Annotated in this window: 16 protein-coding genes and 1 tRNA gene; 7 read left to right on the top strand and 10 right to left on the bottom strand. The window is 68.0% G+C overall.

What is annotated here, in order from left to right; all coding sequences use genetic code 11:
• Nucleotides 1-188 precede the first annotated feature (188 nt).
• Nucleotides 189-1,313 carry an ABC transporter ATP-binding protein gene (locus M0R89_RS02690; protein ID WP_248651025.1) on the top strand — a complete coding sequence of 375 codons (1,125 nt, stop codon included), beginning with the start codon at nt 189-191 and terminating at the stop codon, nt 1,311-1,313.
• 70 nt (nt 1,314-1,383) lie between these two features.
• Here the strand turns inward: M0R89_RS02690 and M0R89_RS02685 are convergent, their stop codons facing one another.
• The gene (locus M0R89_RS02685; RefSeq protein WP_248651024.1) at nt 1,384-3,513 is read right to left on the bottom strand and encodes a DUF7997 domain-containing protein; all 2,130 of its coding nucleotides are present in this window, start codon (nt 3,511-3,513) and stop codon (nt 1,384-1,386) included.
• Between the two features lie 105 nt (nt 3,514-3,618).
• On the opposite strand from M0R89_RS02685, the gene M0R89_RS02680 reads away from it, so the two are divergent.
• The 3 genes from M0R89_RS02680 to ilvD all read left to right on the top strand — a co-directional run bounded on the left by M0R89_RS02680 (nt 3,619) and on the right by ilvD (nt 8,722).
• Nucleotides 3,619-5,772, top strand: coding sequence for an alpha-amylase family glycosyl hydrolase (locus M0R89_RS02680; protein WP_248651023.1), 2,154 nt, complete (start codon nt 3,619-3,621; stop codon nt 5,770-5,772).
• A gap of 82 nt (nt 5,773-5,854) precedes the next feature.
• Nucleotides 5,855-6,907, top strand: coding sequence for a TrmB family transcriptional regulator (locus M0R89_RS02675; RefSeq protein WP_248651022.1), 1,053 nt, complete (start codon nt 5,855-5,857; stop codon nt 6,905-6,907).
• 108 nt (nt 6,908-7,015) lie between these two features.
• On the top strand, nt 7,016-8,722 hold the full coding sequence (ilvD, locus tag M0R89_RS02670) for a dihydroxy-acid dehydratase (RefSeq protein WP_248651021.1): 1,707 nt from the start codon (nt 7,016-7,018) through the stop codon (nt 8,720-8,722).
• 70 nt (nt 8,723-8,792) lie between these two features.
• Here ilvD and M0R89_RS02665 read toward each other — a convergent pair whose 3' ends face one another.
• Entirely contained in the window at nt 8,793-9,344 is a 552-nt protein-coding gene (locus M0R89_RS02665; RefSeq protein WP_248651020.1) for a GNAT family N-acetyltransferase, read from the bottom strand.
• A 484-nt stretch (nt 9,345-9,828) separates the two neighbouring features.
• On the opposite strand from M0R89_RS02665, the gene M0R89_RS02660 reads away from it, so the two are divergent.
• The gene (locus tag M0R89_RS02660; RefSeq protein ID WP_248651019.1) at nt 9,829-12,969 is read left to right on the top strand and encodes a PGF-CTERM sorting domain-containing protein; all 3,141 of its coding nucleotides are present in this window, start codon (nt 9,829-9,831) and stop codon (nt 12,967-12,969) included.
• Between the two features lie 171 nt (nt 12,970-13,140).
• Here M0R89_RS02660 and M0R89_RS02655 read toward each other — a convergent pair.
• The 5 genes from M0R89_RS02655 to M0R89_RS02635 all read right to left on the bottom strand — a co-directional run bounded on the left by M0R89_RS02655 (nt 13,141) and on the right by M0R89_RS02635 (nt 17,367).
• Nucleotides 13,141-13,211: transfer RNA gene (locus M0R89_RS02655), tRNA-Pro, on the bottom strand.
• A gap of 89 nt (nt 13,212-13,300) precedes the next feature.
• Complete coding sequence (locus M0R89_RS02650) at nt 13,301-14,428, bottom strand: succinylglutamate desuccinylase/aspartoacylase family protein (RefSeq protein WP_248651018.1); 1,128 nt, start codon at nt 14,426-14,428, stop codon at nt 13,301-13,303.
• 153 nt (nt 14,429-14,581) lie between these two features.
• Nucleotides 14,582-15,526 carry an RNA-guided pseudouridylation complex pseudouridine synthase subunit Cbf5 gene (locus tag M0R89_RS02645; RefSeq protein WP_248651017.1) on the bottom strand — a complete coding sequence of 315 codons (945 nt, stop codon included), beginning with the start codon at nt 15,524-15,526 and terminating at the stop codon, nt 14,582-14,584.
• A 4-nt stretch (nt 15,527-15,530) separates the two neighbouring features.
• Nucleotides 15,531-16,106 carry a (d)CMP kinase gene (cmk, locus tag M0R89_RS02640; RefSeq protein ID WP_248651016.1) on the bottom strand — a complete coding sequence of 192 codons (576 nt, stop codon included), beginning with the start codon at nt 16,104-16,106 and terminating at the stop codon, nt 15,531-15,533.
• A 346-nt stretch (nt 16,107-16,452) separates the two neighbouring features.
• Nucleotides 16,453-17,367: a DUF106 domain-containing protein gene (locus M0R89_RS02635; RefSeq protein ID WP_248651015.1), complete on the bottom strand. Its 915-nt coding sequence runs from the start codon at nt 17,365-17,367 to the stop codon at nt 16,453-16,455.
• A gap of 127 nt (nt 17,368-17,494) precedes the next feature.
• On the opposite strand from M0R89_RS02635, the gene M0R89_RS02630 reads away from it, so the two are divergent.
• Nucleotides 17,495-19,153, top strand: coding sequence for a hypothetical protein (locus M0R89_RS02630; protein WP_248651014.1), 1,659 nt, complete (start codon nt 17,495-17,497; stop codon nt 19,151-19,153).
• Between the two features lie 114 nt (nt 19,154-19,267).
• Here M0R89_RS02630 and M0R89_RS02625 read toward each other — a convergent pair whose 3' ends face one another.
• Nucleotides 19,268-19,912: an adenylate kinase gene (locus M0R89_RS02625; RefSeq protein WP_248651013.1), complete on the bottom strand. Its 645-nt coding sequence runs from the start codon at nt 19,910-19,912 to the stop codon at nt 19,268-19,270.
• 162 nt (nt 19,913-20,074) lie between these two features.
• Between M0R89_RS02625 and M0R89_RS02620 the strand changes: the two genes are divergently transcribed.
• Complete coding sequence (locus M0R89_RS02620; protein WP_248651012.1) at nt 20,075-20,959, top strand: homoserine kinase; 885 nt, start codon at nt 20,075-20,077, stop codon at nt 20,957-20,959.
• Nucleotides 20,960-21,009: 50 nt separating this feature from the next.
• On the opposite strand, the gene M0R89_RS02615 is transcribed toward M0R89_RS02620, so the two are convergent.
• Both M0R89_RS02615 and pdxS read right to left on the bottom strand, forming a co-directional pair.
• On the bottom strand, nt 21,010-23,445 hold the full coding sequence (locus M0R89_RS02615) for a GAF domain-containing protein (protein WP_248651011.1): 2,436 nt from the start codon (nt 23,443-23,445) through the stop codon (nt 21,010-21,012).
• Nucleotides 23,446-23,600: 155 nt separating this feature from the next.
• On the bottom strand, nt 23,601-24,509 hold the full coding sequence (pdxS, locus tag M0R89_RS02610; protein WP_248651010.1) for a pyridoxal 5'-phosphate synthase lyase subunit PdxS: 909 nt from the start codon (nt 24,507-24,509) through the stop codon (nt 23,601-23,603).
• Between the last annotated feature and the right edge of the window lie 80 nt (nt 24,510-24,589).

Raw genomic sequence — 24,589 nt, 5'->3', positions numbered from 1 at the left:
CCCGCCGACCGCCCAGAACGTCGTTTCGTACTCTCCGTCGCGTCGTACGTGGTAAAACCGTCGGTTTCGCTCGGGCGTCGACCCGAACGACCGGACGGTCGTCGTTCCAAACAACGACGAAATAATGCGTCACACATTCACCGAAGAGGGCAAGAACTAAACCATGGGGGACGTACTCACGGAGAAGGATGGCGACAGTAACGCTGGACGACCTCAGAAAAGAGTACACTAACGGTCAGATAGTGGCCGTGGAGGACATCGACTTGGACGTGGACGACGGGGAGTTCGTCACCGTGGTCGGCCCGTCCGGCTGCGGGAAATCCACCACCCTGCGGATGATTGCGGGACTCGAACGCCCGACCTCGGGCCGCATCTCGATAGGCGGAGAGGACGTGACGGACGTCCACGCCCGCAAGCGCGACGTGGCGATGGTGTTCCAGAACTACGCGCTCTACCCCCACAAGACGGTCGAGCAGAACATGGCGTTCGGTCTCCGGATGAGTACCGACCTCTCGAAGGACGAGCGCCGCGAGACGGTGCGCGAGACGGCCGAGATGATGGGCATCGAGGACCTGCTGGACCAGAAACCCGACGAACTCTCGGGCGGCCAGAAACAGCGGGTCGCACTGGGCCGGGCCATCGTGCGCGACCCGGACGTGTTCCTGTTCGACGAACCGCTGTCGAACCTCGACGCCAAACTCCGGACGACGATGCGCACCGAGATTCAGCGACTCCAGAACGAACTCGGAACGACCTCCGTCTACGTGACTCACGACCAGGAGGAGGCGATGACGATGGGCGACCGCATCGTCATCCTGAACGACGGCGAACTCCAGCAGACCGGAGTTCCCAAGGAGGTGTACGACGACCCGGCCAACGAGTTCGTCGGCGGGTTCATCGGGTCGCCGAGCATGAACTTCCTGACAGTGAGCGTCGAGGACGACGGCGCGACGACCCGACTCCTCGGCGAGGACGGGTTCGACTACGAACTCACCGACGAGCGTCTGCGGGACGCGGTTCGGGGTCACGACCGGGTCCGAATCGGCATCCGGCCCGAGGACGTGTCGGTCTCCGGACCGGGGCGCAACGCCGTCGAGACCACGGTCGAGGTCATCGAACCCGTCGGGTCGGACAACTACCTCCACCTCGGCGTGGGCGAGGACTTCATCGCGCGAGTCGCCTCCGACGTGGAACCGGAACAGGGCGAGCAGATTCACGTCGCGTTCGACGCGTCGAACCTCCACTTCTTCGACGCCGACGACGGCGAGTCGCTGCTGTACGAGACCGAGCAGTCGGCGGCCCCGACGGTCTGAGCGACGCAGTGACGCGGAGAAACTGAACGCGGGACCGTCTCTTCTACAATCGCCGTCTTCCGAGCGCTTCCTACTCTTCGGGGACTGCGGCCGGTTCCTCGACCGGCGCGTCGTGCTGGTCCAGCAGTGAGAGCGTCGTCGTCCGAAGCGCGTGCGGCCACCCCAGCGGCGTGGCGCTGTCGGGAGTCCCGTCGTCGAACACTTGCTCGGGGAGTAGCGCCCCGTTCGGACAGAGCGCGCCGTCGGGGAGGACGAGTCCGAGCAAGTCGCGGGCCGTCGCCGCGAACTCCTCGGCGCGGCGGTCGCCGCGGTCGTCCAGCAACGTCGCGAGGTTCGCGCAGGCGAACGCGCCCCACGCGGTCGAGACAGTCCATATCTTCTCGCCGTCCTGCGAGCGCGCCCGCCAGTCGTCGCCCTCGTAGCGCGCGAGACCGCGGACCGAACTCTCCGGCGGGTCGCGGTGGAGTTCGTCCACGACCGTGCTGACGTGCGAGACCAACCTGTCGAGGCGGCGGTCGTCCACCTCTCCCACGCGGGCGTACGCGACGTGAGCGCTCGCCAGCGCGAGCGACCCCGAGTCACACCGGGTGTCGATGTCGCCCGGTTCGAGTCGGTCGAGCGAACCGTCGCCATCGTCGTCGGTCTCGGCGACGAGTCGGTAGCCGTAGATGCCGCGCTCGGGGACCCAGAGGTCGTCGAGCGCCTCGTAGACGCGGTCGGCCTGCTCGGCGGCCCGGTCCGGCAGGTCGGCCGCGCTCTCCGGGAGGTCCGCGCCGGCGGCGGCGACCGCGGCGTACGCTTCGAGGAACGTCGCGGCGGTGTGGACGAACCGGCCGGTCGCGTCCTCCCACGCGTTCTGACACGCGACCGGAAGCCCGTCGGGTTCGAGCGTCCGGTCGAGTCCGTCGAGCGCGTCCGCGAGCGTCCCGGCCGTCCTGTCGGCGAGGTCGGCGTCGAGTTCCGGGAGCGCGTCCGCGAGGAACGCGACGACGCTGGCGGTCTGGTCGGCCTGATACTCGCTGTAGTCGGTGTCGCCGCCGACCGAGAGGTGACTGTTGGCCCACCCCGGCGCGAGCGTCCGGTTCCGCGGCCAGACGCGGTGGGGCCACGTCCCGTCGGCGAGTTGGGTCTCGCAGTAGCTCTCGGCGCTCCGGGCGTGCCAGTCGTCGAGTCCGAGGTCGAACCGGCGGTCGGCGCGCAGGAGGAACCGCGATATCTCGGCGTCGTCGCGGAACCACGTGTAGCCGTACCCGCCCGAGTGGGCGTAGTAGGGGTCGAACTCGGGTCCCGCGATGCGGAGACCGGTCGGGGCCGACAGCAGGCCGAGCGCCCGGAGGTCGGCGGCTACCACGTCGCCGTCCGGCAGGTCGTCGGGGACCTCGGGCGCGCGTTCGGCGGCCGCCCGCGCCAGCGCGTCGGGGTCGGCGTACTCGGCGAGGACCGCGTCGAGGAGGTCGAGCGCCGCCGCGCGGTCGGTCTCGCTCGCGTCGGTTAGCAGAGTCACCAGCGTCGTCGCGCCGTCCTCGAAGGGGAGTTCGCAGAACAGGTCGCCGCTCAGACTCGACTCCTCCCGCCGACCGTCCGCCTCGGCCAGCGGTCGCTCGACGGGTTCGTCGTCGAGGAGTCGCTCGAAGTCGGCGGGGACGCACCCGCGAGCGGTCTCGAACCCGGTCGCGCTCGCGGCGTAGTCGTGTTCGGCGTCGTGGTACAGTTCGACCGCGTCGGCGTGGTGGAGTTGGCTGACGCCCGTGTCGCGGCCGTCGGGCGCGAACCCGAGGAACGCGACGAGTTCGCCGGCCGCCGAGTCGTCGCGCCCCTCGCGCTCGACGTGGGTCACGTGCGCCTGACCGAGCGTGAGGTCGTACTGCGTCACCGTCTCGCCGTCGGGGAGTCGGTGTTCGGTGACGACGAGCGTCGTCTCGCCCCGGTAGCACTGAGAACTCGTCTCGCACTCGTCGAACCAGCGGAGAGCGCCGTCGCGGCGCACGCCGAGTCTGGCGACGTCGAGTCCGTGGCGGCCGGTCAGCGGCGACCCGAAGTCGCGGGGACTCCCGTCGCGGCCGACGTGGACGAGTCGGCCCGCGCCGGCGGCGGGGGTGTATCCCGAGAACCGTCCGGTCGTGGTCCGGCGCTCGCCGGGAAACAGCTTTTCGTGGCTCTCGTGACGCTTGAAGTCGTCGAGAGCGTCGCGAAGTTTCATTGGCGAAAGCTTGCGGGGAGTCGCTTAATAACTTTTGGTGTAATTGTTTTTCACACGTACACGATTTGCAGAACAGTGAAGTGGGTCGCCCCGTCTCGTGGAGGTATGCACGAACCCGGTCCACCGAGATTCGTCCACGCGGGCGAGTCGGTCGAACTCGCGCCGCGCCGCCCGGACCCGACCGCAGACTTCTCGTGGCGGGTCCGCGACCGTCCCGCCGAGAGCGAGGCCAGCGTCGGCGACGGCGCGATCGTCCACTTCACGCCGGACGAACCCGGCGCCTACGAACTCGAACTGACCGCGCCCGACGGAACCCACCGACAGACCGTCCGGGCGTTCCCCGACCCCCGGCGAGAGACGCGGTTCGCGGTCGCCGCGTCGGAGTTCGACCTCCCCGACGAGGAGATAGCGTCGGTCTCGCTGACCGGCCCGTTCAACGACTACACGCTCGGCCGGGACCGGATGACCCGGGAGGGCGAGGAGTACGTCGCGACGTTCGACCTCCCGCCGGGCGACCACGAGGGCATCTGCGTGGCCAACGACGACTTCGAACACTCCCGGACCGTCGACGTCTCCGTGCCGGGCCCCGGGCGTCCCCGGATTCACCTCGACGGGCGCGTCGAGGACGGGACGCTGGTCGTGACCGCGCGGACCGAGGCCGCCCCGGACGGGAGCGACCCCGACGCGGAGTTCCGCCTCGACGACCGCGACGACCTCGACGAGTCGGCCGTCTCGGTCGAGGGGTCCCGACTCCGCGTGCCGGTCGCCGACCTGCCCGACCGGGCGCGGATTCACGCGGTCGCGGTCGCCGAGCGCCACAGCGTCGCCGACACGCTTCTCGTGGAGTCGGATGACTCGGACGCGGGGAGCGCGACCGTCTCGCGGCCCAACGACCCGCCCGAGTGGGCGACGCACGCCACCGTCTACCAGATATTCGTCCGGCGGTTCGCGGGCGAGACGGTCGAGACGACGTTCGAGGAGATAGAGCGCCGGGTCCCCTACCTCGAATCGCTCGACGTGGACTGCCTCTGGCTCACCCCCGTGGTCGAGAGTCCCACCGACCACGGCTACCACGTGACCGACTACTTCGACACCGCCGGCGACCTCGGGACGCGCGCGGAGTTCGAGTCGCTGGTCGCCCGACTCCGGGCGGCCGATATACGGGTCGTGTTCGACCTCGTTCTCAACCACACCTCGCGCGACCACCCCGCGTTCCAGATGCACGCGGCGGGCGTGCCCGAGTACGCCGACTACTACGAGCGAGTGCCCGCGGACCCCGACGAGACCGACCGGGACGCGACCGACGTAGACGACGTCGACTGGGCGGGCGAGGGCACGCCGGGATACCTGTTCAACTGGACCCGCATCCCGAACCTGAACTACGACTCGCCGTCGGTCCGGTCGTGGATGCTCGACGTAGTCGAGGAGTGGGCGCCGCTGGTGGACGGTTTCCGGGCCGACGTGGCGTGGGGCGTCCCCCACGGCTTCTGGAAGGAGGTCCGCGAGCGCCTGAAGACCGAGGACCCCGAGTTCTTCCTGCTGGACGAGACGGTCCCGCGGGACCCACAGTTCCACGAGAACGAGTTCGACGCCCACTACGACACCGCGCTCTACGGGGCACTCCGGGAAATCGGCCGGGGGGACGCCCCTGCCGAGACGCTGTTCGACGCGCTCGACGCCACCCGACGCGAGGGGTTCCCCGAGTCGTCGCTGCTCCTCCGGTACGTCGAGAACCACGACGAGACCCGCTACCTCGCCGAGTGCGGCGAGTCGGCGCTCCGGGCGGCCGCGGCCGCGACGTTCACCCTGCCGGGCGCGCCGATGATTTACTACGGGCAGGAGCGGGGCGTCGAGGACCAGCGCGGCGAGATGAAGTGGTACGACGGGGACGCCGACCTGACCGCGTTCCACCGCCGTCTCTCGGCCCTGCGCGACCAACGGTCGGTCCTCCGGACCGGCGCGGTCGAGCGAGTCGAGTGGACCTGCGAGGGCCGGACGGACGGGGACCGCCCGGCGGACGACCGTTCGGGAGACGGCCGAACGGGCGGTCCGGACGACTCGACTCCCGACCCCACCGTCGCCTACGCCCGCGACGACGGCGACTCGCGGGTCGTGGTCGTCCTCAACTTCGGCGACGACCCGCACGAGGTCTCGGTCGGCGAACCGGTCGGGACCACCGACCTGCTGACCGGCGAGTCGGTCGCGGCCGGGGACGGCGTCGCGGTCGCGGACGCGGTCGTCCTCGAATCCGAGGACTGAGCGCGAACGAGGGACCGAGCGCGCCGGACGAGAACCGCGGTACCAGCCACTGTTAAGTGGCGTCATCGGAGAGATGTGAACAATGGACGACTCGACGCTCTCCCGGCTACTCCGGGAGTTCGGCTTCTCGGACAAGGAGATAGACATCTATCTGACGGTCCTCGACCACGGCGAAGCGAAGGCCAGCGTCGTCGCCGACGACGCGGGGGTCTCCAAGCGGTACGTCTACAGCGTCAGCGAGGAGTTAGAGGAGCGGGGCTTCGTCTCGGTGAACGACCACTCGGTCCCGACGACGGTCCGGGCGGTCCCGCCCCAAGAGGTGGTCGACTCGCTTACCGAGGACGTAGAGCGCATGGGGCCCGCCCTCGAAGCCCGCTACTCGCGGGCCACGCCCCAGACCGACCAGTTCGAGGTCATCAAGTCCCGCGTGACCGTCTTGAAGCGCGCCACCGCGCTCATCGAGGCCGCCGACGAGGAGGTCGCGCTGTCGATACCTCACGCCCACCTCTCGGAGGTCGCCGACGAACTGCGGGACGCGGTCTCGCGGGGCGTCCTCGTGTTGCTGGTCGTGACCGGGGCCGACCCCGGCGACGACCTCGGACTCGAGGGAGTCGCCACGGTCGCCCGCGCGTGGCAGGAACCGATGCCGACCATGATAACGGTCGACCGGACCCGGAGCCTCGTCGCGCCGCCCGAGATGATAGCCCGGTCGAACAGCGGCGAGCGCGCCATCGCGTTCACGCAGCGACAGCTCGCGCCGGTGCTGATAGGCTCGTTCTTCGGCAACTACTGGCCGATGGCCGAGGAGGTGTACGTCGCCGAGGCCCACGATTTCCCCGAGACCTACGACGACTTCCGGCAGGCGGTGCTTCAGGCGACCCTCAAGCTACGGGCGGGCGCGGAACTGACCGCCACCGTCCGGGGTCGTCCGGTCGACGCCGACGACGGTCCCGACGAGATAACCGGCCGGGTCGTCGCGGTCCGACAGGGACTGGTCGAACCCGCGAACAACTCGTTCCCGGTCGAGGCGGCGCTGGTCGTCGAGACCGGCGCGGGGAGGTACAGCGTCGGGGGCGACGGCGCGTTCGTGGAGGACTACGAGGCCCAGTCGGTCGTCCTCGACCTCGCGGAGTGAGCGGACCCGCGGGAGCGACGCTCCCGGAGATGTTCGGCCGTCCCGAGGTGTGACAGCAACATCTGTCCGAGGGCGGCAACTTAAGCACCTCCGCCGTCATGCGGACGTATGACCGAGAAACCCGGAAATCTGCGGAGCAGCGAAGTCACTGACGGCGTCGAGCGGGCGCCGCACCGCGCGATGTTCCGCGCGATGGGGTACGACGACGCCGACCTCTCGTCGCCGATGGTGGGCGTCGCCAACCCCGCGGCCGACATCACGCCGTGCAACGTCCACTTGGACGACGTGGCCGCCTCGGCCTACGAGGGCGTCGACTCGGCGGGCGGGATGCCTATCGAGTTCGGCACCATCACCATCTCGGACGCCATCTCGATGGGGACCGAGGGGATGCGCGCGTCCCTGATTTCGCGCGAGGTCATCGCCGACTCGGTGGAACTGGTCGCGTTCGGCGAGCGCATGGACGGTCTGGTCACGGTCGGCGGGTGCGACAAGAACCTGCCGGGGATGATGATGGCCGCGATTCGGACCGACCTGCCCTCCGTCTTCCTCTACGGCGGGTCCATCATGCCCGGCGAACACGACGGCCGGGAGGTCACCGTCCAGAACGTCTTCGAGGGCGTCGGCGCGGTCGCCCAGGGCGAGATGAGCGAGGACGAACTCGACGACCTCGAACGCCACGCCTGCCCCGGCGCGGGGTCCTGCGGCGGGATGTTCACCGCGAACACGATGGCCTCCATCTCGGAGGCGCTCGGTCTCGCACCGCTCGGGAGCGCCGGCGCGCCCGCGGAGTTCGACGAGCGATACGAAGTCGCCGAGCGGTCGGGCGAACTCGTCCTCGACTGCATCGAGAACGACCGCAGGCCCTCCGACATCCTCGACAAGCGGTCGTTCGAGAACGCCATCGCGCTACAGGTCGCCATCGGCGGGTCGACCAACGGCGTCCTCCACCTGCTCGCGCTCGCGGCCGAGGCCGGCGTGGACCTCGACATCGAGGAGTTCGACGCAATCTCGCGCCGGACGCCCAAGATAGCCAACCTCCAACCCGGCGGCGAGCGGGTGATGTACGACCTCTACGAGCAGGGCGGCGTGCCCGTCGTGATTCGCCGCCTCGTGGACGCGGGACTGTTCGACGGCGACGCGATGACCGTGACGGGTCGGACGATTTCGGAGGAACTGGAACAACTTGATTTGCCGGAAGATTCGGAAATCGACGCCGAGTTCATCCGGCCCGTCTCCGACCCCTTCCACGAGGAGGGAGCCATCAAGATTCTCACCGGCAATCTCGCGCCCGACGGCGGGGTCCTGAAGGTCACTGGTGAGGACGACTTCCGCCACGAGGGACCCGCCCGCGTCTTCGAGGCCGAGGAGGACGCGATGCGCTACGTCCAAGAGGGCCGCATCGAGTCGGGCGACGTCATCGTCATCCGCAACGAGGGACCGCGAGGCGGTCCCGGCATGCGCGAGATGCTCGGCGTCACCTCCGCTGTCGTCGGCGCGGGCCACGAGGACGACGTGGCGATGGTGACCGACGGCCGGTTCTCGGGCGCGACCCGCGGGCCGATGATCGGTCACGTCGCGCCGGAGTCGTTCGACGGCGGTCCCATCGGCGCGCTGGAGGACGGCGACCACGTCACCATCGACATCCCCGACCGAACGCTCGAAGTCGACCTCTCGGACGACGAACTTGACGCCCGACTCGACGCCCGCGACGACCCGGAACCGGCCTACCGGAACGGCGTGCTGGCGAAGTACGGCGCGACGTTCGACTCCGCGGCGAACGGTGCCGTGACGAATCCGGGCGTGAAGCACGACTAGCGGTTCGTCGGGGCTCGTTCGGACTTCCGTTCTACTTCTCGGCCCGCGCCTCTCCGTTCTACTCCTCGGCCTACGTCCCCGCCGCGCGCCACTCGTCGGCCAGCAGTCCGTAGCGCACCACGTCCACGAACTCGCCGCCGACGAACGCCTCGTCGCGGAAGACGCCCTCTCGCTCGAAGTGCAGTTTCTCCAGCACGCGCCGGGACGCCGCGTTGTCGGCGAACGCCTTCGCCGTCACCTTGTGGAGACCGAGGCGGTCGAATCCGTGGTCGAGCAGACTCCCGGCCGCGTCGGTGGCGTAGCCGTTCCCCTGCGCGTCGGGCGCGACCCAGTAGGCCAGTTCCGCCCGGCGGTAAGTCGGGTCGTTCGGTCGCTCGCGTATGAGGAGGACGTGGCCGACGCGCTCGCCGTCGGCCCGGACCACGAGCGAGACGGTGTCGTCGCTGCGGCCGAGCGTCCCGCCCAGTCGGCGGCGCACGTCGTCGGGGCCGGTCGGTGCGGTGGCGCTCCGGGTTGCTCGGACCGCGGGGTGGTTCTCGTTTTCGACCAGAAACGCCACGTCGGACTCCCGGGGAACGCAGAGAGTCACGCGGTTGCCTTCGAGAAACGTCTGTTCGGGCATGTGTGCGGAGCGTCGGGTGCCGGGGTAATAAGCGTCAGTTCGCGGTCGTTTCCGACTCGGACGCGGATGGCCAGCAGTTCGCTCGCGCCGCGTTGGAACGCGAAGGGAACCGGTCGAACTTCTGTCCGGGGTCCGCGGCGGAAAGCGCCCCGCGAAGGTCGTCCATTCGGGGGTCGGTACCGCGGTGGCCAGCCCTGTCCGCGACCTGCGCGCCCCTCTTCGCCGTCGAGTCGCGCCGTTCCACGACACGTGCCGCCGAGCGTGTCGGCAGGCAGTTATGTTTGTAATTCTCCAAATATATCGTTGTATTATCGTATTGAATTGCCAAGAGGGATAGCCTTTTCAACCCTCAATTATCAACCTGATTACGATGTCAGATAAAGAGACGAAAGACAGGATTCGTTCAATTTGCCTAGTGGCGTTACTTCTATTCTCACTACTTTCGTCCGTCCCGGTGGGCGCGGAGGTGACCAGTTCGGGGAACGTGAGCGTCGGAAACACGGCGCCGAGCGTCTCAGTCCCGGACGCGACGATAAACGACACCGCTTCGGCGTCGACCATCGAAGTCGCGTACAACGCGAGGGGTCACGCGGACCTGAGCGACCTGAAACTACGGGTGGCCGGTCCGAACTTCACCGCTGAAGCGACGAAGTCCTCGAAAGCGGGAATCAATCAGACGCTGTCCTCCACCAGCGACGTCGTGGCGTTCACGATTCCGAAGGACGCCTACGGCGGCGGTGCGTTCCGGTTCTCGGCGTTCCTGTTCAACGAGTCCTCGGGTGAAATCGTGGCTGACGACTTCTCGACCGTCACGGTCGAGTCGCCCGTCAGCGTGTCCAACGTCAGCGTCTCCCCGTCGACGGCCTACGCCGAGAACAACGTGAGCGTTGAGGTCACCCTCGACAACGGCGGGAGTTCCGCGGAACCGTTCACGGTCGCCGTCTCGGCCGGTCGCGAGCGCGTCCGCAGAGTAACGGTCCCCGCCGGCGGAACGACCGAGACGTTCAACGTCTCGTTCGAGGAAGCGGGAGAGCGATACGTCCGAGTCAACGTCGAACCGACGAAGTCGGTCACTATCGAACCGAACCCGATCGAAACGCGGGCGGTGACCGCGTCCGAGACCGCCCTGAAGACGTACCAGAACGTCACCGTCAACGCGACGTTGCACAATCCCACGTCGTCGTCGGTCAGCAAGAGTGTCGAACTGGAGGCGTACGATCCCGATTACGGCTTCCGGACGCTGGTCGCCACCGAGACGGTCACGCTGGACGCCGGGGAGACGCGGAACGTCTCGTTCGTCCGCCACTTCGAGTACGCCACGACGAAGCGGTTCTACGTCTCCTCGAAGTCAACCGAGCAGATAAACGTGACCGAGAACCCGGTGAACGTCCTCACCGACGAGACCACTGTCGGTAGTGACGTTTCGGCGGGTGAGTCCAGCGAGATCAACGTCTCGCTGTACAACAGCGGCGAGCGGACGGCCTCGAAACTCGTCTTCCTCGAATGGGGCGGGTCGAAGCAACTCGTCGGGAACGTCACCGTCGACCCCGGTCAGACGGAGACAGTTTCGTTCTCCCCGACCTTCGACGTCGGCGGAACCCACCCGATATCCGTGAACGAACGCGGCGTCGGCGTCGTCAACGTGAGCGTTCCGAGCGTGACGGTAACGAGCTACGACGTTGCCGCGACCGACGTCTACCTCGCGGACGATATCGAAACGAGTGCGACCGTCGAGAACACCGGTGGCTCCGCGCGGGAGTTCGTCGTGACGGCAGTCGCCGAGAGACGGAACGAGGATTCGTGGCGGTACCGCTCCAAGACGGTCTCCGTCGGGGCTGGCGAGAATCGGACGGTCAACCTCACGGCCTCGGTGTATCGCCCCGGTACGTACGACGTGCGAGTCAACGAGCGCGCGCCGACGGCGGTAACGGCCGAGTACGCCGTCAAGACCAGAAGCGCGTCGCTTTCCGCCGACGTGGTCAGCGTCGGTGAGAACGTCACGGTCACCCAGACGTACGAGAACCCCACGAACGAGACGCGGAGTCGGCGAGTGTCCGTCTCGGCGTACTCCCGCGACGGATCGAGTCAGTACGAAAGCCGCGAACTCGTACTCGGTTCGGGGAAAACCGCGACTGAAACGTTCAACTTCAGCTTCGAGTCGACGGGCCGCAAGTACGTCTGGTTCAACCAGACCAGCCACCAACTTATCGTCAGGAACGAGACGGGCGGAACACCGAACCTGACCCTCTCGCGGGTGTACCCCCCGAGCAATCCCGTCAACAACACTACGGCTGGAGTCTACGCCGAAGTGACCAACGACGGTGATGGCGCCGCGGTTCGGTCCGTCAACCTGACCATCGACGGCGCGGTCGTAGACTCGCGGTCCATTTACGTGCCCGCGAACGAGTCGGCGTCGGTGTTCCTCGAACACCGCTTCACAGAAGAGGGCAACTTCAGCGGTGCCATCGTCTTCGGGGACGGAAAGCGCCACACGTTCGACGGAACGGTTCGAGGGTCCGTCCTCGTCTCGGACAGCGTCAGCGTGGACTTCCTCGGCGGGACTCGCCCGTCCACCTCACCGACCGCCCACGCGGAGTACAACGGTGGGTTCGTCAACGCTTGGCTCTCGTCGGGCGATCGCTACGACTACGATCTCTCGGAACTGGGCGTCGATAACAGCTCTCGCTTCGAGATCAGCTTCACCGTCCGGAACTACACGCCCCGTACCGTGATCGGTCGCGGTCAGGGGCTCGAATGGACGACGTCCGAGGGCCCGACGGAGAACACGACGAACGTCACCGTCGAGGTTCAGCCGTCGCAGTTAGACTACAAGACCGAGTTCTCGGGTAGTTACCCGAGTAGCCCCGCCGAGTGGTCCGCCAACGTCAAGAACGACTCGGCGGACATCGGATTCGACGCCGCCGTCATGCTCGGCGTCGGGACTGTCCAAGACGGTCTTGCGGGCGAGAACGCGAGCGCGGTCACCGGGATGCAGGTGACGACCGACGCGCAGATGTACAGCATGCCTCGATACGTCGACGGCAGCGACGGGACCCGGCCGCATCTCGAAATCAGTCTCGCGGCACCGCACCGGACCGCCGAGGGGCGTTTGAACTACGGTCACTACGACGCGTTCCTTCCGAACTCGCTACTCGACGCGTGGGGAGTCACAGATCCGAAGAGCCAACTTCAGGCCTCTTTCACCGGACAGGACGTCCACAGCGACGTCACGGTCGTCAAGAGCGGTGCGTACGTGAACGTGAGCCTCCACTACTCGACCGGAACGCTCACCATCGCGAAGCGGTCGAGTTCCAGCGACGACGCGTCCGGGGCAAGTGCCTCCGTCGGGGGAATCGGCGGTACCTCGGCCGACGAGACCACTACGGAGACGACCGCCGCAGCGACCACGACTGTGAAACCGACGCCGATGGAAACGTCGACGGCGACGACCACCGGGGCGGCACCGACGACCGAAACGACCGCGACTTACACGACCGAAGCCGCGACCACCGAGACCGCTACCGCGAGCAGTGACGGTGGCGTCCCCGGTTTCGGTGCGAGCGTGACGCTCGTTTCCATCGTCGCTGGCGCACTGCTGGCGCTCCGTCGCAGCGACCGAGCCTAACCGACCGCTAGCCGGAATTTCCGGTTTTGCAAATTCCGTTTTTTCGCACACTCGACTCCCCGTTCGGGACGAGAGCGGCAGCTTCGAACGTGAGAACGCGCGAAATCGAGATGGAGAGGCGGCCTGTCGATTGACTGTAGCTATCGCTCTCCAGTTGGCTTCGCGGAAAAGTGGGACCGCCGAGATTCGAACTCAGGTCCTACCGACCCCATCGGCAGAGGATACCACTACCCTACGGTCCCGCAATGCACTCTGCGTGCAACTGGACAAAAGCCCGTCTCCGAGTTAAGCGCTTCGTTTCACGTCGAGCGATTTCGGGCCGAATCCCGACTCACTCGCCCGACTCCGCGTCGGCGTCGCGGGGGACCACGACGTCGCCATCGTCGCGGACCGCTATGCTCGCCAGCGGGTCGTTCTCGTAGACCGCGACTCCGTGCAACCTGCCGATGACGTAGCCGTCGTGGTCGGACTCGACGGTCGCCTTCGTCTCGCCGTGGGGCGTGCAGACGTCGGCGATTGGGTCGCCCTCGGCGACCACGTCGCCCGCTTCGACGCGGTGTCGCGCGACGCCCGGCGTGTCGGTGTGAGGATGGACCGCGCGCTTGACGGGGTACTCGACCGGCGGTTCGGGACCGACCGCGTCGGGGTCGGGGTCGCCCGGGAGCACGCCGAGTTCGCGCATGACGTTCCGGACGCCCGTGACGCCGGCCTCGCGGGTGTCTTCCTCCACGACCTCGTGGCCGCCCAACTCAGCGGTGAACGCCGGGATTCCGGCGTTGTTCAGGGCCGCGCCGGCTGTCGAACGCTGGAGGTTCTGCTCGGTGTACTCCGCGGCGGCGTACTCGTTGACGACCGGCATACCGAACGCCTCGACGAGCGATTCGAGGTCGGCGGCGAGGTCCTCGGCCTCCGATTCCGTCCGCCAGTCTCGCGGCTCCGCCGCTCCACTCTCCGAGGCGCGTTGCGCCTCGCTCTCCCCGTACAGCACGCGGTCCCGAATCAGGAACGGCATCGACCCGACGTGGGCAGTGTGGAGGTCCACGAGCGCGTCGGCCGAGTCGGCGAACGCCTCGTAGACGCGCTCGTCGACCAGTTGCTGGACGCTCGGCGGACGACTGCTCTCGGCGTCGGGGTCGGGGAAGTAGCGATTGGGGTCCTCGTCGTCGTAGTAGGAGGTGCGGGAATTGCGGCGCAGGCCCGCGGGGTTCAGATTCGGGATGCAGACCACGGTGCCCCGGATTTCCGACGCGAGGTCGTCGGTCATCACGTCCTGTGCGACCGCGAGGCCGGTGACTTCGTTACCGTGGATGGCCGCCGTAATCCAGAGCGTCGGGCCGTCCTCTTCCCCTTCGGCGATTAGGACGGGAAGGCGCTCGGGGGCGCCGGTCGGCAGGTCGGTCGCGTCGAGCCACCCGGTAGCGAGTTCGCCGGGTTCGGAGTCCGCGGTTCCGAGTTGCATGGCTTGCAGGTGGCCGGGCGGGGTGAAAAAGATGGGTTTGGCGGCAGGGGACAACCGGTGGAGAGCGGATGTCGGTTCGGTCCTCGTCTGTCACTCTGTCCCGGCCTACACGCGCGATACTCCGAACACGGCGCTTCGAGACCGGACGACCGACTACACCAACACGCGCTCTAACTCCACCACTACCCCCGATTCCGCGTCCGCGTCGCCGACCATCGTTCCCAGACAGACCGCGGCGTCTTCCGGCGTGAAGCACGCGACCAACTGCCCCTCCTCGGCGTCTTCGGCCTCGATGACTCCCGGCGCGTACACCTGCGCGCCCCGCGCGACCTGTTCGGCCGCGCTCGGCGCAATCGTCACCGCGGGGAGGTGCGTCAGCGCGCGCTCGGCCGGGCTGACGACCTCTCGGAGCCAGTCGTCGCTCCCCGCTGCTCGCGGTTCGTCGCTTCGCGCCTCGCCCTCGCGCCACCTCGCTAACCCGTCCGCGAGGTCCTCCATCGTCGCCAGCGTCGAATCGTCGAAGGGGTCGGTCGCGGTCCGGCGGAGGTCGCCCATGTGCGCGCCCGTCCCGAGCGCGAGTCCGAGGTCGTGACAGAGCTTCCGGATATACGTCCCGCTCTCGCAGCGAATCCGGAGCAGGACTCGGCGGTCCGTCACCTCCAGCGCGTCGAGGTCGTAGATTTCCCGGACGCGCAGTCGGCGGGCGACCGCGCTCTTTCGCGGTGGTTTCTGATAGAGCGGCCCTTCGAACTCTGCGACGACGTCCTCCACGTCGGCGGGCGCGTCGTCGTGGAGTTCCAGCACTGCGACGTACTCCTTGGCACCTTCGAGGAACACCTGCGAGAGTCGGGTCGCCGCGCCGGTCAGGACCGGGAGACAGCCCGTGACCTTCGGGTCGAGCGTACCGGCGTGGGCGGCCTGGTCGATAGGTTCCGCGCGCCGGTCGGCGCGCTCTACGGAGGCCACGGCCTCCCCCGCCATGTCGCGGACCCACGCCGCGACCTGGTGGGCCGAGGGGCCGGGCGGCTTGTCGAGGTTCACGACGCCGAAGGCGAGCAGTTCGTCGGGCGACCGTTCGTCTGGGGGTCCGCGGAGCATGGCGTCAGAAATCGTAATCGGTGTCCACCGGGTACCTGCCCTCGTCGGTCTCGGGGTCGTACTCCTCGATTGCGGTCACGAGCATGTCCAGCACCGCGGGGGCGTCCCATCGAGCAGTGTTGACCGAGAGGTCGTAGATAGTGAGGTCGGTGATGTCGATGCCGTAGTACTCCAGATAGCGCTCGGCCTCGCTGCCCTGCCGGGCCGCGGTCTCCTCGCGGGTCGCCTCGACAGACTTCCCCTCGCGGTCGGCGATGCGTTCGGCGCGGACTTCCAGCGGCGCGTCGAGCCAGATGCGGAAGTCGGCGTGGTCGCCCGCCAGCCACCCGGCGAGGCGCGACTCCAGCACCACGTCGTCGCGTTCGGCGGCTATCTGCTGGAGGCGGCGGTCGAGGTCCCGGTCTATCTGGTCGTCCTCCTCGGCGAGTTTGTTGAACTCCAAGGTGGTGTAGTCTCGCTCGTCGGCGAGTTCGCGGAAGATGTCCCCGCCGCTGATGTGGTCGAAGCCGAGCGTCGCCGCCAGTTCGGAGGCGGTCGTGCTCTTGCCGCTACCCGGTGGTCCGGAGACCGTAATTAGCATATCTCATCTCGGAGCGGCGCTCTGAAAGAGGTTTTGAACTTCTCCGGCCGGGGGTTCGTGTCGGGTCGTCTCCGTGCGAGAAACGGCGGGCGCGTCCGTGGCCGCGGAGGTTGCGCGGTGCGGGCAGTGCGGGGCGGTGTCGGTGATATGGGCCAGTGTCGGTTCTGTGGGCCAATGTCGGTGACGTGGCTCGGTGTCGGCGTGTAGAACGGTGTAGGAAATGTAGCGCGGTGGGGTCGATGCGGTGCAGTCTAAGTCGTGGAGTCGATAGCAGCACGCTTCCCCGAAAGTTCCGGTCGAAAAAACGCGACCCGGAAAAACGGAACCCCGGACTCGAAACTTCGGTTCAGGTCGGGGTCGTCTGGATGTTCAGCGACTTCCGGATGAGTTGGGTCAGGCTCATCGAGCAGAGGAAGTACCAGACGATCCACATCTGCATCGGGCCGAGGATCTTCGCGGTCCACTTGGCCTCGCCGACGAGCGGTGCGACGATTCGGAACTCGCCCGGAGCCACGTGGCCGTCCAGCACCATCCAGTATATCCAGAGGAAGACGGGGATGGTGACGAACATCGTCCAGACCATCGGGCGGAACTGCTCTTTGAACATGCCGAGTTGGTCGCCCATGGCGTCCATCTGCTCCTCGCGAATCTGTTCGAGCGCCTCGTCGTCGCCGCGCTCGCGGGCCTGCTTGCGCTTCTCCTGGATGTCCTTCATGCGGTCCTGATACGCGCTCATCTTCTCCATGTCCATCAGGTTCGCCTGCAGGAGGGTGCTGAACAGGCCGGTCAGGAGAGCGACGACCAACACGACGATGTAGAAGGGCAACACCTTGTCGACGGGACCGATGAAGATTTCGACCGTACTCCCCACGATGTTGCGAATCGGCTGCTGGGAGTAGCCGAGGAACAGTCCGCCGGCGCCGACCGCGGCGAGTTTGTCCCACGTGGTCCACGACGACTCCTCGACGTCGTCGTCGGCGTCGACGTCCGGCGTCGCCGTCGAGACCGTCGCGGTCGGTTCGTCGTCCAGCGCCGCCTCGACTGCGTCGGGGTCGGCGATTCGGAACTCGTCGCCGACGCTCTCCAACACGTCCTTTTCGATGAGTCGGCCCCACTGACCGCTCGTGAGGTCGTCGTTGACGTCGGCCCACTCGATGCGCTCGGAGCCGCCGTCGGTGCGGTCGTAGACGACCGCCAAGGCGTCGGCCATCGCCGAATCGTCGGCGATGAGCGACTCGATTTTGTCCGCGGTCCGTGCCATTGTGACAGATTTGGAATCCCCCGGTTAATCAACTTTCGCTCTCGTGCGGCCGCAGTGGGCAGCGCCAGTCGCCCGGACCGCGCGTCGCGGCCGGAGGAGTTTTAAATGAGCTGTCAGACTGTTGCGTATGAACCGTCGGAAACTCCTTTCTTTCGCTACCACGGCCACTCTGCCGTCGCTCGCGGGATGTCAGGTGTTCGGAGGAGCGCTCGACAGCGGACCAGCGACGTTCGAGGACGTGACTCTCTCGGGACCGGACGAGGTCGGCGTCGGCGAGACGTTCTCGCTGTCGGTCTCGGCGACGAACGCGGGCGGCGAGTCGGGGAACTTCACAGACACGCTGACCGCGGACGGTCGCGGGCCGGGCGACGACACCCGGATTCGAATCGGCGACGTGTCGGCCTCGGAGTCCCGGAGCGTCGAGGTCGGACCCTTCTCGCTCTCGCACGCGGGACGCCACCGGTTCCGACTCACCGGGACCGGCGCCGCTCACACCGTCTCGGCCGCGACGCAGTCGCTCCCCGGCGGCCAGCGGTTCGCCTTCGCCGACGGTCTCGCGCTGTCGGTGGCGGACCCGGCCTACCGCGACGCGCTACTGTTCGACGCGCCGGACGGGCGCGACGTCCTCGCGTCCGGCGACGCGTTCGCGTCCGACGACGAGTCCGCGCCCGACGAGTCGGTCCTCGCGGTCGTCCGCATCTGGATGGAGAACCGGACCGGAGGGTCGCTCCCCGTTGGCCCGTCGTCGTTCTCCGTGTCGGACGGCGAGGTCGTTGCGACCCTCGACGGCGCGGCGGACGGTCTCGCGTCCCTCGACGGCGTCGACGGCGACCCGTTCGGCGCGTCGGCGCTCGCGCCCGGCGACTCCCGGACGGGATGGCTGGTCGCCGACGTGGCGACCGAGCGCGCGACCGAGGGGCTTCAGGTCGCGTGGAATCGCGCACGGGGCGACGCCCGCGGCGGCGAGGCCGACGAAACCGCGTCGGGCGAGACGAGCGACTCCGCCCCGGAGGTCCGCTGGCAGTTCGACGCGACCGAACTACCGCGGTTCGAAGTCACCGACCTCTCGCTGCCGGCCGAGACCGAAGTCGGCGCGGCGCTCTCCGCGACTGCGACCGTCGAGAACACGGGGTCGGTTCCGGGGACCTACCGCGGGGTCTTCGAGCACCGATACGCCGACGAGGACGAGTGGCGTGCGCGCGAGACCGTCGAAGTGGAACTCGCGCCCGGCGAACGTCGGACGTGGACGACCGAGCGGACCGCCCCGGAGGCGGGCCGGGCCGAGTACCGCCTCCGGCCGGGACGCCCCGTCGAGACCGTCGGCGTCCGCGCGGCCGAGCGCGGACTCGGCGAGTCGTTCACGACGCCCGACGGCGCGGAGGTGCGCGTGAACGTCGGGAGCGACGCGTTCGACGGCCTGCTCCAGTCGTACGTCTACGACGACGGCCAGAACCAGTCGTTCCGGGCACCCGCCGGAAAGACGTTCGCGTTCGTCCGGGTCGCGGTCCGGAACGCGACCGACGAGCGAATCGCGTTCCCCGGCCCCGGTCGGTTCTCGGTCGCCGTCGGCGAGGAGTCCTACGGCGTGTTCCACCAGTCCTCGAATGGGAACACGACGTTCGCGTCGCCGGTGGAGGGGCCGTTCTACGCGCCGACCGCGGCCTACGACCCCGACGAGACCGAGCGGGGGTGGCTGGTGTTTCAGGTCCCGGCCGACGCGACGGTCGGCGACCTCGCGGTGCGGTGGTCGCCGTCCGAGGACGTGGGCGCGACGTGGTCAGAGTGAGTGTTCAGGCAGGAATATATTTCTCTCACCTGACTATTCCTTTCTAAAACATCGGATTTCGATTCTCTGTCGGAGTGTCCTGAAAAATACCGTGCGGCGAAAAGAGCGGCGGTCTCAGGCGTTCGACTCTATTGCGCCCTTCACGTCGACCCAGACCTCGTCGGGCGTCTGCTCGCCGTCGATGCGGACCAGACGGCCCTCGTCGTCGTAGAACTCCACGACGGGCGCGGTGTTCTCCTCGTAGACGCGGATGCGCTCGCGGGCGGTCTCCTCGGTGTCGTCCTCCCGCTGGTAGAGTTCGCCGCCGCACTTGTCACAGACGCCCTCCTCCTCGGGCGGGTTGAAGTCGACGTGGTAGGTCGCGCCGCACTCCTCGCAGACGCGCCGACCGGTCAGGCGGTCGACCAACACGTCCTCGTCGACGTCGAGGTAGAGGACCGCGTCGAGGTCGGTCATCTCCGAGAGGGTCTCGGCCTGTTCGAGGTTCCGCGGGTAGCCGTCGAGGACGTAGCCGTCGGCCTCCGAGAGCGCCTTCTCGACGATTTCGTTGACCACGGCGTCGGGGACGAGTTCGCCCTGGTCCATGTACTCGCCCGGCGTGTCGTACTCGAGGTCGAGGTGGCTGATGTCCATCTCCTTGTTCGCCCGGAGCGCGTCGCCCGTCGTGACGTGTTCGACGCCGAACTCCGAGACGATGCGGTCGCTCTGAGTCCCTTTGCCTGCGCCCGGTGCGCCCAGTATCAGAATGTGCGGGTCCATGTGTCTCGACCTGCGTCGCCCACATATAAAGGTCTTAAAGAAAGTCGTCGGCCCGGGACGGCGGGTCCGCCCCGCGTCGCCCTCGCGGTTCGGTTTCGGTCGCGCGGAGTCGCCGGTCCGGCCCGGCAGATTTTTGATTTGGCCCTGATTAGCCACGGGCATATGCTCACGGTGCGGGCCCCGGCGACGAGCGCGAATCTCGGCAGTGGCTTCGACGTGTTCGGGGCGGCGCTCGGCCACCCCGCGGACGTGGTGCGGGTCGAGCGCGCCAGCGAGACGACGATTTCCGTGACCGGCGCGGGCGCGGAGTTCGTCCCGACAGACCCGTCGGAGAACACCGCCGGCGTAGTCGCGCGCGAACTCGACGCGCCTGCCCACATCCGAATCGACAAGGGCGTGCGTCCGTCGTCGGGGCTCGGTTCGTCGGCCGCGAGCGCCGCGGGCGCGGCCGTCGCGCTCAACGAACTCTACGACCGCGGCCTCTCGGACGAGGAACTGGTCCGACTCGCGGCCGAGGGCGAGGCGGTCGTCTCCGGGGAGGCCCACGCCGACAACGTCGCGCCCTCGATTCTGGGCGGGTTCACCATCGTCACCGACGACGGCATCACGACGATGGACGCCGACCTGCCGGTCGTGGTCTGCCTGCCCGACATCGTGGTCTCGACCCGCGACGCCCGCGGCGTCGTCCCAGAGACGGTCGGAATGGACCAACTGGTCGAGACGGTCGGCAACGCCTCGACGCTGGTCGCCGGGATGGCCCGGGACGACCCGGAACTGGTCGGCCGGGGCCTGACCGACCCGGTGGTGACGCCCGCCCGCGCCGAACTCGTGGACGGTTACGACGCCGTCACCGAGGCGGCCCGCGAGGCGGGCGCGACCGGCGTGACGATTTCGGGCGCCGGGCCGGGCGTCCTGGCGGTGTGTCGCCACCGCGGCCAGCGGCGAGCGGTCGCCTCGGCGATGGTCGGCGCGTTCGCCGACGAGGGCGTCGATTCGTTCGCTTACCAGACCGAAATCGGTCGCGGTGCGGAAATATATCGCGCGTAAGTGTAGAATCAACGGACGCCGGTGCGGACCGTTTCGTCGGCTTCGCCGTGCTACTCGGTCGAACTCCGCTCGTCCGAGACGGTGACGCCGGTGACGTCGATGCGCGCGCCGCCCGACTCGCTCTCAGTGACCGTCACGTCCCACCCGTGGGACTCGGCGATGCGCTCGACTATCGAGAGTCCGAACCCCGTGCCCTCCTCGCTCGTGGAGAACCCCATGTCGAGCGCGTCGTCTCGCCGGCCGGCCGGGATGCCCGGCCCGTCGTCCGCGACGTAGAACCCGTCGGTCGAGCTCCCGACCCGGACGGTCACGCTCGGACCGCCGTGTTCCACGGCGTTGCAGAAGAGGTTCCCGAGCAACTGCTGGAGTCGGCTCTCGTCGGCGCCGATGGAGCACTCCGCGTCGTTCACGAGGGCCGCCTCCGGCGCGTCGGCGGTCCGCCAGGCCGCCTCGACGGCCGCCCCGAAGTCGACCGATTCGGTCTCTATCGCGGCTTGCCCCTCGTGGGCCAGCGCGAGCAGATCCTCGATGAGCGAATCCATTCGGTCGTGAGCGCGGGCCACGTCGTCGAGGTGGTCGCTGTCGCACTCCCCGCGGGCGAGTTCGAGTCGCCCCGCGGCCACGTTCAGGGGGTTACGCAGGTCGTGGGAGACGACGCTGGTGAACTCGTCGAGTCGCTCGTTCTGCTGGCGGAGTTCGCGCTCCTTCTCCAGTTGGTCGAGCGCCCGCTCCGCGTGCGAGACGAGCAGTTCGGCGAGTTCCAGGTCGTCCTCGTCGAAGGCGTCGACCTGGTCGCTGACGGTCTGGAAGACGCCGTGGTCGCCGATGGGGATGCTGAGCGCCCCGCGGTACGGTCCCTGCGGGTTCGCCTCTTCGGCCTCTCGGACGTCGGCGAAGCGGAACGACTCGCCGGACCGGTAGGTCTTGCCGACGATGCCCTCGTCGACCGACATCGGCGTGGCGCCGTCGGGCGGGACGCCCTCCGATATCGTGGCTATCGGGAGCATCCCGTCTTCCTCGAGATTGATGACGCACCTGTCGAAGTCGAGAATCGTCTCCGCCACGTCGATGGTCCGCTCGCAGACGGCCTCGGGAGTTTCGAACGTCGTGATGTCCGTGGCGATGCCGTGGAGTCCCCGGAGAGCGGTTTCGCGCTCCTGCTGCTTGCAGTTCGAGAGCAGGCGTCGGAACTGGTCGGCGATCTCCCCGGCGAACCGGCGCTCGTCGTCGGTCCACTCGCGGGCGTCGCCGACGTGCTCGTGACAGACGACGCCGATGACCTCGCCGCCGGAGCGGACCGTCGCGTCGAGCATCGAGCCGATGCCCAGCGGTTCGAGGTACGGCTCCGCGAGCTCGGCAGTCCGGGGGTCCTCGCGGGCGTCGGTCACGGCCATGGCTCGGTTCGCCTGCAGTGCGTCGAAGTAGTCGCCGTACTCGCTGGCGGTGAGTTCGCTCCCCGACTCGTGGCTGTCCGTCGACCGCTCGTAGAGGTCGACGTTGCGGAGGACCGTGTTGTCGTGCTCGAACAGCCAGACGCCGACGCGGTCGACGCCGAGCGTCTCGGCCGCCGCCTCGGTTATCGTCCGCGCGCCCGCTTCGAGGTTCCCGCCCGTCACGTCCGCGTCGACCGACACGTCGATGATGGTCTGTCGCTGTCGGCGCTGGCGCTTCCGCTTGCGGTACTCGTCGGTGACGTCCCGGAAGACGATGACCACGCCGTTGACCGCCCCGCTCTCGTCCTCGATGGGGGCCGCGCTGTCGGCGATGAATCGCTCCGAGCCGTCCTTCCGCACGAGCACCGTCCCGTTGGCGAGGCCGACGACCTCCCCTTCCTCGAGCACCCGCTGGGCGGGGCTCTCCTCCGGTTCGCGGTCGTCCTCGCTGAGGATTTCGAAGACGGCGGGGAGCGGCTCGCCGACCGCGTCGTTCTCGTCCCACCCGGTGAGTTCCTCCGCGACCGAGTTCATCCGGGTGACCCGCCCCTCGACGTCGGTGGTGATGACGGCGTCGCCGATGGATTCGAGGACTATCTGGAGGTTCTCGTCGCGCCGGTGGAGCTGACGTCGAGTGCGGTGGTGTTCGACCTCCTGTTCGATGGCCTGCGCGAGTACGCCGTACTGGGAGGTCGGGTCACCCCCTTTCTGGATGTAGCGGTCGGCACCGAGGTTGAGCGCCTCCACGGCCACCTCCTTGCGGCCTCTCCCGGTGAAGATGACGAACGGGATGTCGCTGTCGCGCTCCGAGCGCACCGTCTCGAGGACGTCGAGACCGTCGAGTTCCGGCATCTGGTAGTCGCAGACGACCGCGTCGAACTCCCGCTCGGCGAGCAGCGAGAGCCCCCGCCGCGGGGAGTCGGTCGTCTCGACCTCGATGCGGTCGGTCTGGGTCTCCAGAAAGTCCTTGGTGAGATCGAGGAGGCTCCGGTCGTCGTCGATATAGAGGGCGGATATCGGCGCGTCTGACCGGTCGTCTCGGTTCCGTTGCATTCTGCGGCCTCATTTCGCGGATGACGACAAAAGAGTTATCATCGTTCACCCCCCGACGCGCCGCGTCGAGCGACCCCGCGGCGGACGACGGACCGACTGCCGCCAGCGGTCGTCCGGCGAGGCCCATCGAGTTGGACTCGGTGAACGCAGCCTGCTCAGTTCCCGCGGCCCTGTAGCTTCTCTTCGTCGGGCAGGTCGGCGTTGGCCTCGCCCTTCATGCCCGACCCGATGTCCTTGCTGATGGCGGCGAGTCGCTCGGGGTCGTCCCAGTTGTTCGTCGCCTCCACGATGGCGTCGGCCATCGCCTCGGGGTCCTCCGCGCCGAAGATGCCCGACCCGACGAAGATACCGTCACAGCCGTGGTGCATCATCAGCGCGGCGTCCGCGGGCGTGGCGATGCCGCCCGCCGCGAAGTTGACGACTGGCAGGCGACCCTCCTCGGCCGTCTCGTGGACGAGGTGGGCGGGCGCCTCGATGTCGCGAGCGAACGCCTCGCGCTCCTCCTTGGTCATGCCCTCGATTTCGCGAATCGCGCCCTTGATGTTGCGCTGATGGTGAACCGCCTGATTCACGTCGCCGGTGCCCGCCTCGCCCTTCGTGCGAATCATCGCCGCGCCTTCCTCGATGCGGCGCAGGGCCTCGCCGAGGTTTCGCGCGCCGCAGACGAACGGCGAGGTGAACTCGCGCTTGTCGATGTGATACTTGTCGTCCGCGGGCGTCAGGACCTCCGACTCGTCTATCATGTCCACGCCGACGGCCTCCAGAATCTGGGCCTCCTTGGCGTGACCGATGCGGGACTTGCCCATCACCGGGATGGACACCTCGTCGATTATCTCCTCGACGTCGGCGGGGTCGGCCATCCGCGCGACGCCGCCGCGCTTGCGGATGTCGGCCGGGACGGCTTCGAGCGCCATCACCGCGACGGCGCCCGCGTCCTCGGCGATGCGGGCCTGCTCGCGGTTCACCACGTCCATGATGACTCCGCCCTTCTGCATCTGCGCGAACCCGCGCTTGACGAGTTCGCTGCCTCGCTTTAGCTCCTCGATGTCTGTCTGTTCGGCCATGCGGGTTGGTTGCGACGCGAACGGTTAATGGCTACCGATTGCCACTGTCGCCTGCCGGGACTTCAGAGCGCCCGAGACCG

It is taken from the genome of Halorussus limi, from assembly GCF_023238205.1.
Taxonomy (GTDB): Archaea; Halobacteriota; Halobacteria; order Halobacteriales; family Haladaptataceae; genus Halorussus; species Halorussus limi.
This window is presented reverse-complemented; position numbering and strand designations above follow the sequence as displayed.